Here is a 12,449-nt window from a genome sequence, read left to right as displayed (position 1 = left end):
GTCGGCGGCCCGTTCGCGATCCGCGCTGAAGTCCTCCATGCGGACCGGGCGGTGCTCCGAGCGGTCGTATTCGAGGAGGAAACACCTCATGAACCGTCTCCCGGATGTTGCCCCGGCGCCGCATGCCGATGGGTGATCCGTAGAGGTCGCGGCCGGTTCGGCCGCCGTCGTCCCAGACCCGCTGGCAGGTGCTCGAGCTCGTCGCTCACTCCTACGGGCCCCTCCGAGCGGCGGTCCTCGAGCCGGACCTTGCCGCCGGCGGGTCGGCAACCTTCGACCGATGCGCTGCGGCTTGCGCGTACTTGGGGACGGCGTCGACCAGGATGCGCCGGGTCAACGTCTGGTAGGGGACGCCGGTATCGAGGGCCATGCGCTTGAGCAGCATCACCAGGTCGTCGGGCAGCCGGATGGTGATCTTCGTGCTGGGCACACGCTGCGGACGGGAGAACAGCTCCTCAGCCTGGGCGTGAAACTCTTCATCGGTCATCGCCTCGTACGGGTCGTAGAAGCTCCCGTCCGGCTGCGGACCGGGGACCTTGTCGGTCGCCTTGACAGTCATCTCGTCACCTCCAGCTGGGCCGAACGTGGACCGGGAAGCGTCCGTTGCGATGGGGCACCCAGGCCACCGTGAGCTTGCGGCCGTTGAGGGTGCGGCCCCGGACTTCCCAGCTCTGGTGCGCCTCGTCCCATCGCTCCGTGCGATCGTGGTCGGCGAGCACCTCGTCGATCTGCAGCTTGCTCACCCGGCGCTCGGGGTTGTCGCGGAGCAGGTGCTTGAGGTTGCTCGGTTCCCAGACGACCGGATCGTCGTTGGGGGGCGGCGGAGCGTCGGATGCCATACATGTAGTATGTACTTTACCACGGGCAAGAGGCGTGGCAGGAACCGGGTTATTGCCCTTGTGGCCGCTCGCCGGTGGGGCCGCGCCGGGAACGGAAATACCGGGGTATGCTCGTCTGAGGGGAGCCGCTCATCCGGCCCCCTGCGTGCCGCTGGCACTCGCCGAGCGGAAGCAGGCTCGGGTTGACCGCCGGAATTGACGGGACCCCGGGCCTTTGCGCCAGGTGAACACGACGTAGCCGAGGTCTCGCAAGGCAGGCGTCGCACGGCACGACGTTCATGGCCCGGCAGCGTCCACACGTCCGGCGGACGGGCCTCGCAGCTCAGCGCCCGTGCCCAGCCCCGACGCCCACGAAGGAAGCGCCTGCCGCACCGGCTACTGGGCCGTGACGACCCTCTCCTGGCTGACGTTGCCGACCGGCTTGTCCCCCGCGTCGGCGAAGCTCGCCCTGATGCGCACCTGGTCGCCACCGTTGTAGAGCGCGCGCGTGATGGTGTCGACGGTGACGTCCGCGGCGCGCGAGACGCCGTCGCAGGACGCGGGCTGGTGAGCGTTTCCGCGCGCGCTGCTGGCCGTGTCCGTGGCCTGCAGGTCGAGGTTCTTGACACCGGATGCGGCGTCGCACGCGTAGGTGATGTGCACGACGATGGATTTATTCGCGTGCCCAGGAACGGTCGCGGAGTTGATCGCGATGGTCGTCGAGGCGTCGACGGTGAGTGCGAGGACCGCGCTCACGCTGATCCCGAGCGCCAGGACACCCGCGAGACGTCGCAGCATGGGGCCACCTCCATGGAGCGCTCGCTCCGTCCGTGGAGGGAGCGGCAGGAAGCGTACAGTGCCGGGACGCGGTCGTGCACCTGATCGGCGAGGCGACCCCCGCCCATCGGGGCGACACCGATGCCACGGCTGGTCCGCCGGCTCGGTCGGTCCCCTCCGCTACAACCCCAATCGACCCGCGGCGTTCTCGCCGGGTCGGCGAGGTTCCAGGCCCGCGACCTGAGCGGGGTGGACGACGCGTACCGCTGGGTGCGCGCCGCTGGCCGCAGGCTCGTTCAACGCGACCCCGTACTCGAGGCCACCCAGGCCGCCGGCGACACCCCTGTTCAGTCGCCCGCCGCATCGAATCACACCGTCAACAACGCCGCGTACATGATCTTCATCCGCTCCCAGGAAGATGGCATGATTCGCTCCGTGCGCCGACCACGGACGACGTCGAGGTCCTGATGACACGGACGCGAGTGGCTCCGGTGCTCGTCACCGGAGCGACCGGCCGGGTTGGGCGCGTCGTCGTCGACCTACTGATGGACGCGGGGGTGCCGGTCCGCGCCCTCACGCATCGCTCCGAGGCGGCGGCGATGCTGCCAGCGAACGTCGAAGTCGTCACCGGCGACCTCACCGTGCCCGAATCGCTCGACCCAGGACTGCGAGGTGTCGGTGCCGTCTTCCTCGTCTGGACCGCCCCGCCGGCGACTGCTCCGGCCGTTGTCGAGCGTCTCGCGACCTCCGCGCGGCGTGTCGTCTTTCTCTCATCACCGCACCAGACCCCGCACCCCTTCTTCCAGCAACCGAATCCGATGGCGGTGCTCCACGCCGATATCGAGCGGCTGATCGCGGCCGCCGGGCTCCAGTCGACGATCATCCGGCCGGGGATGTTCGCGTCCAACGCGTGGTTCTGGTGGGCGACCGCGATTCGCGCCGGCGGTGTCGTCCGGTGGCCGTATGGCGCTGCCGAGACGGCACCCGTCGATGACCGCGACGTGGCAGCCGTCGCGGCGCGGACCCTGTATCAGGACGGACACGTTGGAGGCGACTACGTCCTCACCGGCCCCGAGTCCCTGAGTCAGGCAGAGCAGGTGAGCATCATCGGTGACGTCCTGGGGCGTCGGATCACACTTGAGGAGCTGTCGCCGGACGAGTTTCGAAGCGAGACGGAGGGAAGCTGGCCGCGCCCGGTCGTGGACATGCTGCTCGCCGCGTGGGGCGCAACGATGGGAAGGCCGGCGTTCATCACCACCACGGTGTTCGACATCCTCGGATCGGCGCCGCGATCGTTTCGCCAGTGGGTCGCCGATCACGCCGCCGCATGTACGGAAGGTCCAAACTGATCGAGGCCCCCGGGGAACGCCGGCGCGCCGTCAACGCGTTCCACCTCGCCGCGCTCGTCCGCGCCGGGGCCGGCTGGACGCGATGATCGGCCGGCGGCCCCGGCCAACGCTGAGCCAGGCTGAGCTCGATGCCTGGTGCGTGCGGTGGCTGGGCTCCTCGCCACAGGAGGTTCTCTTCGCGACCGGTCACCTGTCCGCGGTCTGCGGGGTACGCCTGGCCGACGGGCGAGAGGTGGTGATCAAGGCTCGACCCGACAGCGCCCGGATCGCGAGCTGCGTCGCCGTCCAGCGTCGGGTCTGGGCTGCCGGTTTCCCCTGTCCGGAACCGCTCGCCGGGCCCGCTGCCGCAGGGACGCTCACCGCCACGGCCGAGACCCTCGTGGCGGGCGGCGCCGAACTGCAACCCTGCGCGGAGATGCCACAGCTGTTCGCCGCGTCCCTCGCCGAGCTGGTCGCACTCACCTCTCCCCTGTCCGGGGCGGGACTGGCTCCGCCGCCTGCCTGGGTGTGGTGGGGCAACGATCGCCGGGGCCTCTGGCCGCCCCCGGACGATCGGGACGCGGATCTCGATGTGCAGGAGGAGCCGGCCTGGGTCGACACCGCCGCCCGACGGATCCGCCCCCGGCTCAACAACGTGCGCCAGGCCGGGGTCGTCGGCCACCTGGACTGGTACTCGGAGAACCTTCACTGGGAGGGGCGCACGCTGCGGGCGGTGCACGATTGGGACAGCCTGGCGGTCCATCCCGAGGCGGCGATCGCCGGTGTCGCCGCGGCGATCTTCCCGACGTCCCCCCGAGGCCGGCTCGGTGCGACGGTGGACGAGTCGATGAGCTTCCTCGAGCAGTACGCGGAATCGCGCGGTCGCCGGTGGCGGCCGGAGGAGCTGGAGATCGCCTGGGCGGCCGGCCTCTGGACGCGTCTGTTCGACGTCAAGAAGGAGGCCCTTGACGTCTCCGGCGGACCGCTGATGATGGCGCTCGCCGGCGAGCTGGACGAACGGCTCACTCGCGCGGGGGCCTGACTGCCTCACCGTCCCCGGCCGCGTTCCGGACTGCGGTAGGATCGACCGCCGCATCAGCCGTGAGGGACGGGGAGACGAGGCCATGCCCGAGTTCCCAGCGATCACCCATGTCGCCGTGACCGTCAGCGATCTCGACCGCAGCCGCACCTGGTACCAGCGCCTGATCGGCGCCGACCCGGTGCTCGACGAGGACACCGGGCCGTTCCACCACGTCGTCTGGCTGCTGGGCGGCACGCTGCTCGGGATCCATCAGCACAGCAGCCCATCGAGCGCCGAGCCCTTCGACGAGCTCCGCCCGGGGCTCGACCACATCGCCTTCGCCTGTGCCAACCGCTCGGAGCTGGAGAGCTGGGAGGGCCGTCTCGACGAGCTCGGCATCGCGCATGGTGGGATCGTCGATGCGCACTACGGATCGGGGCTGTCCTTCCGCGATCCCGACAACATCGCCCTCGAGTTCTTCGCGCCGCCGGGTTAGTACCTCCACCCGTTCCGATCGGCTGGCGATCGAGGGCGCACGCCAGGAGCACCTCCCGTGACGGGGTGACTCCAGCACTCTGCCACGGCGCGCGCGATCGAGCTCAGGGGCCGTGGAACCAGGGGCACGGACGTCCGGAGTGAGCGTCGCCTCAGACGGCGACGCGGACGGTGCGGCGGGCCTCGGGATCGGTGCGGTGCACCCTGTCCGTCAGCTCGCGCATCGACTGGAGGAGCGCAGCCTTGCGCTCCGGTGCGAGCTCGTCGAAGAGGGCCGCGACCGCCCCCCGGTGCGCCTGGTACAGGCGATCGACGGTGGCGGCGCCGCTCTCGGTCAGCGTGACCCAGGTGACCCGCCGGTCCCGCGGGTCCGGCGCCCGCGCCACCAGGCCCTCGTCCTCGAGAGCGTCCACGAGCGCCGTGACCCGGCGCGCGGTGATGGACAGCGCGGTGGCGAGCCCGCTCATCTTCTGCCGCCCCTCGCAGTGGACCGTGCCGAGGAGCCGGATGCGCACCGCGGTGGTCTCCCCCGGGGGAAGGAGGTGCTCGATCCACCGCTTGAACCGCGGCAGGAAGTCGACGAACGCGTCGGCGAGCTCGAAGTCGACCGGCTCCCCCATGGTTCTTGTCCCCAACCTTGTACACCGCTATAATAGCGGTGTACAACATCAACCCGTTCATCCAGCATACCGCGTCCGACTCCCTCCCGGGCGCGAGCAGGGCTGGACAGCCCCCCTCCCTCCCATGGTGGTGGCACGTGCGTCGCCGCCCCGAACGGCCCCGCACGGAGAGTCCCATGATCGATCCCCTCCGGACCGAGGAGGACGGCCCCGCCCCGGCGGCCGTCCCGGAGGGTCGCGTGGTCGCGCTCCCCGCCACCGTCCGGCCGCCTCACCCGCGGCGAGCGGCGCAGCCGGCGAGGAGGAGGGTGGGCTACGCCGGCCGCCGCGGCCCGGGTCGCCGCCCTGCGGTCGTCGCCACCGCAGAACCGGCCCCCGAGCCGACCCCGGTCGTCGAGGACGCCCCGGTCTCCGACCGGGGCTGGGCGCTTCCACTGGCGGTCCTGGTGGTCGGCATGTTCATGGCGGTGCTCGACACCGACATCGTCAACGTCGCCATCCCGATGATGCAGACGCAGTTCGGCGCCACCACCGACCAGGTGCAGTGGGTCGCCACCGCCTACACCCTCGCGCTCGGCATCGTGGTGCCGGTCAGCGGCTGGCTCGGCGACCGCTACGGCCTCGACCGCGTCTACCGCTTCGCGCTCATCGGTTTCGCGGCCGGTTCGGCGCTGTGCGGACTGGCCTGGAGCCTGAACATCCTGATCGTCTTCCGGATCGTCCAGGCGATCGGTGGCGGGCTGCTGCCGGCGGTCGCGCAGGCGCTGCTGTACCGCATGGTGCCGCGCCACAAGATGGGGACCGCCATGGGGTTCTTCGGGCTCGGCGTCCTGTTCGCGCCCGCCGTCGGGCCGACCATCGGCGGCTACCTCGTCCAGTACGTGAACTGGCGGCTGATCTTCTACATCAACATCCCCGTCGCCGTGCTCGGAGTGGTGGCGGCGGCCGCCGTGCTGCCCAGCTCCCCCAGGACGAGCGGTCAGCGGTTCGACGCCGCCGGCTTCGCGACCGTGGCCACGGGCCTGTTCTCCCTGCTGCTGGCGCTCTCCGAGGGCGCGTCCTGGGGATGGTCCTCGTACCGCGTCCTCATCCTCATGGCGGCCGGCCTGCTCAGCCTGGCCGCCTTCGTCGTCGTCGAGCTCTCGGTCGAGCAGCCGATGCTCGACGTGCGGATCTTCGGCAACTGGGGCTACACCAACTCGTCAGTGCTGATGGCGGTTCTCATCGCCGCCCTCTTCGCCGGGATGTTCTACGTTCCGCTCTTCCTCCAGGAGGGGCAGGGGCTGGGCGCCCTCGAGGCCGGGCTCACGCTGCTGCTGCCCGCGCTGATCACCGGGATGGTGATGCCCATCGCCGGTCAACTCTACGACCGGATCGGAGCACGGTGGCCGGCGACGATCGGCATGCTCCTCGTGGCCTACGGGACCTATCTGATCCACGGCATCACGCTGGCGACGTCGAAGGGACAGATCATCCTCTGGATGTCGATCCGCAGCGTGGGCCTGGGGCTGTCGATCATGCCGATCATCACCGCGGGAATGGCGACCGTCTCCAGCGCGGCGGCGGGCCGGGCGAGCGCGATGAACAACATCATCCAGCGGGTGGCGTCGGCGCTGGGGCTGGGGGTTCTGACCGCCATCCTCACCAGCCAGCAGGCGCAGCAGATGAGCGATCGAGCCGTGCTGCTCCCCAGCGTCTCTCCCGGGTTCCCCCAGCTGCAGGGCCTGGCCGCCCAGGGGCAGGCCGGGGTGCTCCAGCTCTACAGCAGCACCAGCCTGCAGGTCTTCGGCACCGCCATCGGCGACCTCTTCCTCCTCACCGCGGGGCTCGCGGCGGTCGGCGTGCTCCTCGCCCTCATGCTGCCGGCACGCCCGGTGGCGTCGGCGGAGGGCCGGAGCACGGTGCTCGAGCTGTGAGGATGTGCTGACAGCGTGCGCCCACCGGTTCACCCGGGGTCAACCGGCCGGGACCGTCGCGGTCTGTGAGGGTGGTGATGATCGGATCCGGCCGGCGCGGTCGAGGGGTGGGGGTGACCCTTGCCTGCGAATGACCCGCGTTTGCGCCGCGCTGGAACGTACGATGCGGCCGTGACCGCGCTCCACGCGTCGCGGCCCAGGTGGCCACGGCCCGATCACGTCATCCGCGCGGCCGCGGGACGGGCGATCGAGCTGTGGCCGGAGGAGGGGCTGGGCTGAGCACCACGAGCACGGCGACGCGGCCGGCCACCACCGAGAGGAGCGCCTCCGGGCCGGCCGGGCTGGGGATGGCGATCGTCTTCCTCTGGGGGCTCGCCGCCCAGTACACCGCCCAGGGGGTCGGCGGCGCCGGCGGCCATTTCGGCCTCCACCACGGCGCCGGCCGGATGACCGCCTATCTCGCCGCCGCTGCCCTCCTCGTGGTTCTCGGCGAGGGGCTGCGGCGGGGCATGGAGTGGGCCCGGCTCGGAACCCTCGCGCTCGCCATCCTGGTGGTCGTCCTCGGCGTGTCGACCGCGCTCGTGTTCGTGGAGGGCCAGGGGATGGCGAGGCGGCTGGTGCCGAGCACCGTGGTCGAGCTGACCCTGGTCCCCTGGATCGCCTGGCGGCTCAGCCTGCCGAGGACGGCGAGCTGGTTCCGGGCGTCGGGCGGCGCCAACGCAGTGGCCGCCCTGGCCGGCTGGATGCTCTTCGCCGCGATCGTGATCATCCGGCTCTCCACCGGTGGGCTGCGGCTCCCGCTCCCCTCGGGGAAGCCGATGGCGGTCGGGTGGAGCGCCATCATCGAGCTCGGCGTGGTCCCGATCATCGCCCTGCGCGTCTGGCTGGGCTCGCGGTCGGGGGCGGGAACCGCGATCGCCGGCCGGGCTCGGGTCGACGGGGTGTGGCTGGCCGCCCTGGTCGCCTGGGCGGTGCCCTGGGGGATCCTCATCGCGTACACCCAGGGCATCGGAGTCCGGTAGGCCACCGGCCGGGGGCTACGGCACCGTCGCCAGCTGCGCCTCGATCACCTCGCGCGCCTCCGGGTCGTCGTCCTCGGTCAGCGCCCTGCGTGCCAGCGCGACGTGGCGGTCGCGCTCGCTGCGGTGACCGGCGGCGGCGTGGGCGCGGGCCATGCCCTCGTGGCAGGAGGCCAGCCGCCAGCCCTTCCAGCCGCCGGCGCGGGCGATATCGAGCGCCGAGCGCGCGCAGCGCAGCGAGAGGTCGGCGAGGCCGAGCAGCGCGGCGACGTGGGCGATCTGCCAGTCGCCGGTGGCGCGCTCGGCGTCGCCGCCGCCGGCCAGCTCCCAGTGGTGGCGGGAGGCGAAAGCGGTGCGGAGCATCTCGTCCTCCTCGGCGCGCGTCCGCCCGGGCAGGTCGATCAGCTCCCAGGTGCGGTTGAAGGTCGCGGCCGCGAGCTGGCGGTGCCAGTCCGGCGGGGGCCCGCCGCTGCTCTCGGTCACGCGCGTCCTCCTGGCTCGGCCGGGGTCGGCCGTCCCGGTCCGATATCGTAGGTGAGAACCGCAGGAGGAGGACCGGATGGCGCAGGCACCGATGCCGGCGGCGTTCATCGGCCACGGCAGCCCGATGAACGCGCTCGAGCACAACCGATACACCGAGGCGTGGCGCGCCTTCGGCGCCTCGGTGCCGCGGCCGCGCGCCATCCTGGTGGTCTCGGCGCACTGGTACATCAACGCCACCGCGGTCACCGCGATGGCCCGGCCGCGCACCATCCACGACTTCTTCGGCTTCCCCGACCAGCTCTTCGCGGTCGAGTACCCGGCTCCCGGCGCTCCCGAGGTCGCTGAGGAGGTCGCCGACGTGGTGCGGCCGACCTGGGTGGGGCTCGACCTCGACAGCTGGGGGCTCGACCACGGCACCTGGTCGGTGCTCTGCCACGCATTTCCGGGCGCCGACATCCCCGTGGTGCAGCTGTCCATCAACGCGAGCAAGCCGCTCGACCACCACGTCGAGCTGGGGGCGCAGCTCGCCCCGCTGCGCGACCGCGGCGTGCTGGTCGTGGGCAGCGGCAACGTCGTCCACAACCTGCGGCGGATCGATCCGGGCGCCGGTGACCGCGGCTTCGACTGGGCACGGAGATTCGACGAGGAGGCGCGCGCGGTGATGACCAGCGCACCCGGCGAGGTGCTCGGCCTCCACTCGCACCGCGACTACACCGCCGCGGTGCCGACGCCGGACCACTTCATCCCGTCGCTCTACCTCGCCGGGCTCGCCGCCGCGGCGGGCCGCCCGGCGCGGATCATGGTCGAGGGCTACGCGTACGGGTCGCTGTCGATGACCTCGTACACCCTCGACGCCGCCGCGTCCGAGGACGTGGTCGGCGGCGCTCAGGACGCGGCGCCGATCCCCGACCCCGACGTGGTCCCCACGGACGACACCAACATCTGACGGGTGCCCGGCAGCAGGGGAGAGCGCGAGGCGGGTCCGGCGAACCGGCCCCGCCCCGCGCAAGCGAGGAGAGGTGGCGTCGCGGAGGCCGCCGAAGCAGTGGCGCCGCATTGCAGACTCTCATGACCAAAACGCCGCCGCTTTCGCAGTTGGGGCGATCGGGAGTAACTCCTTGCACCGCTTGGGGTTTCGCGGAGATCGACCGGCGGACGTCCGGGGCCGAGGCGGTGAACGACGGCGGATCACGATGCGGCAGCCGGCCGCCGCGGGAGATCACCACGGACTGCACGGCAGAGATCTCGACATCTGCACACCGGTTCAGTCCGGATGCTAGGGTTGCCACCATGGCCGAGATCTCCGCGAACGCCGCGCGCCCCCGCTCGCGCCTGCGCCGCCTGCTCAGCCTCAGCGGCGACCCGCAGCCGGTCAGCCCGCGCACCGCCGCGCTGCGCCCGCGGATCGAGGGGGCCGAGGTCACCCCCAGTGTGTGCCCCTATTGCGCCGTCGGCTGCGGCCAGCGCGTGTACCACCGCGACGGCGAGATCCTCTCCATCGAGGGCAACCCGGAGAGCCCGATCAGCGCCGGTCACCTGTGTCCCAAGGGCGCCGCCACCTACCAGCTCCACGTGAACCCCGACCGGGTCACGTCGGTGCTGTACCGCGCCCCCTACTCCACCCGGTGGGAGCGGCGCACGCTGGAGTGGGCGATGGAGCGGGTGGCGCAGCTGATCCGCACCACCCGCGACGCCGGCTTCGTCGAGCGCACCGACTCGGGGGAGGCGGTCAACCACTGCCTCAGCATCGCCTCGCTCGGCGGCGCCACCCTCGACAACGAGGAGAACTACCTGATCAAGAAGCTCCTCACCGGGGGGCTCGGGATCCTGCCCATCGAGAACCAGGCACGGATATGACACAGCTCCACGGTCCCCGGTCTGGGGGCGAGCTTCGGGCGGGGCGGTGCCACCACCAACCTGATGGACCTGGTCAACGCCGACTGCATCCTGGTGATGGGCAGCAACATGGCGGAGAACCACCCGGTCGGCTTCCGCTTCGTGGTCGAGGCTCGTGAGCGCGGCGCCGAGGTCATCCACGTCGACCCCCGGTTCACCCGCACCTCGGCGAGCGCCTCGCGCTACGTGGCGATGCGCTCGGGCAGCGACATCGTCTTCCTCGGCGCCCTGATCAACCACGTCCTCGCCGGCGACCGGTTCTTCCGCGAGTACGTCCGCGACTTCACCAACGGCCCTTCGATCCTCCCCGAGGGCTACGTCGACGCCGAGGACAACGGCGGCCTCTTCTCCGGCTTCGTCGCCGACGGCCTCGAGGCGCTCCCCCGCGCCGGGCCCGGGGACGCCGCCCCCGAGGCCGGCACCGCGCCCGCCTCCGGTGACCACGGCCGCTACGACCCCGACCGCGCCCACTGGAGCTACGGCGAGAGCGCCCCCGCCGGGCCCGACTTCCGCATCGAGCGCGACCCCGCGATGGAGCACCCGCGCTGCGTGCTCCAGGTGCTGCGCCGCCACTTCGCCCGCTACACCCCGGAGATGGTCGAGCGGGTCTGCGGCACCCCGCGTGCCGACTTCGAGGCGGTGGCGCGGGCGCTGGTCGAGAACTCCGGACCGGAGCGCACCTCGGTGATCTGCTACGCGGTGGGCTGGACCCAGCAGTCGGTGGGGCCGCAGATCATCCGTGCCGCCGCCATCCTCCAGCTGCTGCTCGGCAACATGGGCCGTCCCGGAGGGGGCATCCTGGCGCTGCGCGGCCACGCCAGCATCCAGGGGTCGACCGACATCCCCACCCTCTCCGACCTGCTCCCCGGCTACCTCCCCCAGCCCCTCGCCGGCGGCACCCACGCCGACCTCGACGCCTACTGCGCGGCGGTGCAGCAGCCCCGCGGGGTGTGGGGGAACGCCCCCAGCTACATCACCAGCCTGCTCACCGCCTGGTACGGCGACGCCGGCGGCGCCGACCGCGGCTACCGCTGGCTGGCGAAGCGCACCGGCGACCACACCGAGCAGGCCGCCTTCGCCGACATGCTCGCCGGCCGGCTGAAGGGGTACCTCGTCGTCGGCCAGAACCCCGCGGCGGGCAACACCAACGCGGCGCTGGTGCGCGAGGCGCTGAAGAAGCTGGACTGGATGGTGGTGCGCGACCTCTTCGAGACCGAGACGGCGAGCTTCTGGTCGAGGGCGCCGGGCGCCGACCCGACCACGATCGGCACCGAGGTGATCCTGATGCCGGCCGCGGCCTCGGCGGAGAAGGACGGCACCTTCACCAACACGATGCGGCTGCTCCAGTGGCACGAGAAGGCGGTCGACCCGCCCGGCGACGCGCGCAGCGAGAGCTGGTTCATGTACCACCTCGGCCGCCGCCTCAAGGAGCTCTACGCGGGCTCGACCCTGGAGCGCGACCGCCCCATCCAGGCGCTCACCTGGGACTACGCGGCGGCCACGCCGACGCGCTTCCGCATCGCCGACGAGCCCGACGTGGAGCGGGTGCTCGCCGAGATCAACGGCTGGCAGGTGGAGGACGGCGGCGCTCGCGGCGCCCAGCTGCAGGACTTCGGCGAGCTCCGCGACGACGGCTCCACCGCGTGTGGCGCCTGGATCTACTGCGGGGTGATGCCGGCGGAGGGGCGCAACCTCGCCGCCGCCCGCGACCCCGCCGGTCCCACCCACCGGGGCTGGGGCTTCGCCTGGCCGCGCAACATCCGCATCCTCTACAACCGCGCCTCCGCCGACGCCGAGGGGCAGCCCTGGAGCGAGCGCAAGCGCTATGTCTGGTGGGACGAGCGGGCGGGGCGCTGGACCGGCCTCGATCAGCCCGACTTCCCGCCGGCGACGCGGCCCGACCACCGCCCCGGGCCCGAGGCGACCGGCCTGGCAGGGATCGCCGGCGACTCGCCGTTCACCCTGAAGTCCGACGGCAAGGCGTGGCTCTTCGCGCCCACCGGCCTGCTCGACGGGCCCCTGCCCACCTTCTACGAGCCCACCGAGGCGCCCGGGCGCAACCCCCTCTACGCGCAG

14 protein-coding genes are annotated in these 12,449 nt (G+C 72.0%); 9 read left to right on the top strand and 5 right to left on the bottom strand.

What is annotated here, in order from left to right; translation table 11 throughout:
* Positions 1–211: 211 nt before the first annotated feature.
* The 3 genes from VGL20_09815 to VGL20_09805 form a co-directional block, all read right to left on the bottom strand.
* Positions 212–559, bottom strand: coding sequence for a hypothetical protein (locus VGL20_09815; GenBank protein HEY2703975.1), 348 nt, complete (start codon positions 557–559; stop codon positions 212–214).
* A 4-nt stretch (positions 560–563) separates the two neighbouring features.
* On the bottom strand, positions 564–839 hold the full coding sequence (locus VGL20_09810; GenBank protein HEY2703974.1) for a hypothetical protein: 276 nt from the start codon (positions 837–839) through the stop codon (positions 564–566).
* Between the two features lie 375 nt (positions 840–1,214).
* Positions 1,215–1,616 carry a hypothetical protein gene (locus tag VGL20_09805; GenBank protein HEY2703973.1) on the bottom strand — a complete coding sequence of 134 codons (402 nt, stop codon included), beginning with the start codon at positions 1,614–1,616 and terminating at the stop codon, positions 1,215–1,217.
* A 228-nt stretch (positions 1,617–1,844) separates the two neighbouring features.
* On the opposite strand from VGL20_09805, the gene VGL20_09800 reads away from it, so the two are divergent.
* From VGL20_09800 to VGL20_09785, 4 genes are all read left to right on the top strand, one after another.
* Complete coding sequence (locus VGL20_09800; GenBank protein HEY2703972.1) at positions 1,845–2,063, top strand: hypothetical protein; 219 nt, start codon at positions 1,845–1,847, stop codon at positions 2,061–2,063.
* 23 nt (positions 2,064–2,086) lie between these two features.
* Positions 2,087–2,944 carry an NAD(P)H-binding protein gene (locus VGL20_09795; protein ID HEY2703971.1) on the top strand — a complete coding sequence of 286 codons (858 nt, stop codon included), beginning with the start codon at positions 2,087–2,089 and terminating at the stop codon, positions 2,942–2,944.
* A gap of 82 nt (positions 2,945–3,026) precedes the next feature.
* Positions 3,027–3,965 carry a hypothetical protein gene (locus VGL20_09790; protein HEY2703970.1) on the top strand — a complete coding sequence of 313 codons (939 nt, stop codon included), beginning with the start codon at positions 3,027–3,029 and terminating at the stop codon, positions 3,963–3,965.
* An 82-nt stretch (positions 3,966–4,047) separates the two neighbouring features.
* Positions 4,048–4,440: a VOC family protein gene (locus VGL20_09785; protein ID HEY2703969.1), complete on the top strand. Its 393-nt coding sequence runs from the start codon at positions 4,048–4,050 to the stop codon at positions 4,438–4,440.
* A 151-nt stretch (positions 4,441–4,591) separates the two neighbouring features.
* On the opposite strand, the gene VGL20_09780 is transcribed toward VGL20_09785, so the two are convergent.
* Complete coding sequence (locus tag VGL20_09780; GenBank protein HEY2703968.1) at positions 4,592–5,059, bottom strand: MarR family transcriptional regulator; 468 nt, start codon at positions 5,057–5,059, stop codon at positions 4,592–4,594.
* 176 nt (positions 5,060–5,235) lie between these two features.
* Between VGL20_09780 and VGL20_09775 the strand changes: the two genes are divergently transcribed.
* Positions 5,236–6,975 carry a DHA2 family efflux MFS transporter permease subunit gene (locus tag VGL20_09775; protein ID HEY2703967.1) on the top strand — a complete coding sequence of 580 codons (1,740 nt, stop codon included), beginning with the start codon at positions 5,236–5,238 and terminating at the stop codon, positions 6,973–6,975.
* A 254-nt stretch (positions 6,976–7,229) separates the two neighbouring features.
* Positions 7,230–7,997, top strand: a complete 768-nt coding sequence (locus VGL20_09770; GenBank protein ID HEY2703966.1) for a hypothetical protein — start codon at positions 7,230–7,232, stop codon at positions 7,995–7,997.
* Between the two features lie 15 nt (positions 7,998–8,012).
* Here the strand turns inward: VGL20_09770 and VGL20_09765 are convergent, their stop codons facing one another.
* Positions 8,013–8,477 carry a hypothetical protein gene (locus VGL20_09765; GenBank protein ID HEY2703965.1) on the bottom strand — a complete coding sequence of 155 codons (465 nt, stop codon included), beginning with the start codon at positions 8,475–8,477 and terminating at the stop codon, positions 8,013–8,015.
* Positions 8,478–8,553: 76 nt separating this feature from the next.
* Here VGL20_09765 and ygiD point away from each other — a divergent pair, with 76 nt between their 5' ends.
* From ygiD to VGL20_09750, 3 genes are all read left to right on the top strand, one after another.
* Positions 8,554–9,423, top strand: a complete 870-nt coding sequence (gene ygiD, locus VGL20_09760; GenBank protein ID HEY2703964.1) for a 4,5-DOPA dioxygenase extradiol — start codon at positions 8,554–8,556, stop codon at positions 9,421–9,423.
* 344 nt (positions 9,424–9,767) lie between these two features.
* Complete coding sequence (locus VGL20_09755; GenBank protein HEY2703963.1) at positions 9,768–10,334, top strand: hypothetical protein; 567 nt, start codon at positions 9,768–9,770, stop codon at positions 10,332–10,334.
* Positions 10,335–10,397: 63 nt separating this feature from the next.
* The coding region (locus VGL20_09750) for a molybdopterin-dependent oxidoreductase (GenBank protein HEY2703962.1) at positions 10,398–12,449 on the top strand (2,052 nt) is incomplete at its 3' end.

The sequence above is a fragment of the Candidatus Dormiibacterota bacterium genome, from assembly GCA_036495095.1.
In the GTDB taxonomy this organism is placed as follows: domain Bacteria; phylum Chloroflexota; class Dormibacteria; order Aeolococcales; family Aeolococcaceae; genus CF-96.
Note: the sequence above shows the minus strand (reverse complement) of the source record. Positions and strands in the feature narration are given on the sequence as shown.

Excerpts from the sequence above, each read along its gene's own strand:
- VGL20_09815 (HEY2703975.1), bottom strand. The coding sequence starts at position 559 with ATGACTGTCAAGGCGACCGACAAGGTCCCCGGTCCGCAGCCGGACGGG.
- VGL20_09810 (HEY2703974.1), bottom strand. The coding sequence starts at position 839 with ATGGCATCCGACGCTCCGCCGCCCCCCAACGACGATCCGGTCGTCTGG.
- VGL20_09805 (HEY2703973.1), bottom strand. The coding sequence starts at position 1,616 with ATGCTGCGACGTCTCGCGGGTGTCCTGGCGCTCGGGATCAGCGTGAGC.
- VGL20_09790 (HEY2703970.1), top strand. The coding sequence starts at position 3,027 with ATGATCGGCCGGCGGCCCCGGCCAACGCTGAGCCAGGCTGAGCTCGAT.
- VGL20_09785 (HEY2703969.1), top strand. The coding sequence starts at position 4,048 with ATGCCCGAGTTCCCAGCGATCACCCATGTCGCCGTGACCGTCAGCGAT.
- VGL20_09780 (HEY2703968.1), bottom strand. The coding sequence starts at position 5,059 with ATGGGGGAGCCGGTCGACTTCGAGCTCGCCGACGCGTTCGTCGACTTC.
- VGL20_09775 (HEY2703967.1), top strand. The coding sequence starts at position 5,236 with ATGATCGATCCCCTCCGGACCGAGGAGGACGGCCCCGCCCCGGCGGCC.
- ygiD (HEY2703964.1), top strand. The coding sequence starts at position 8,554 with ATGGCGCAGGCACCGATGCCGGCGGCGTTCATCGGCCACGGCAGCCCG.
- VGL20_09755 (HEY2703963.1), top strand. The coding sequence starts at position 9,768 with ATGGCCGAGATCTCCGCGAACGCCGCGCGCCCCCGCTCGCGCCTGCGC.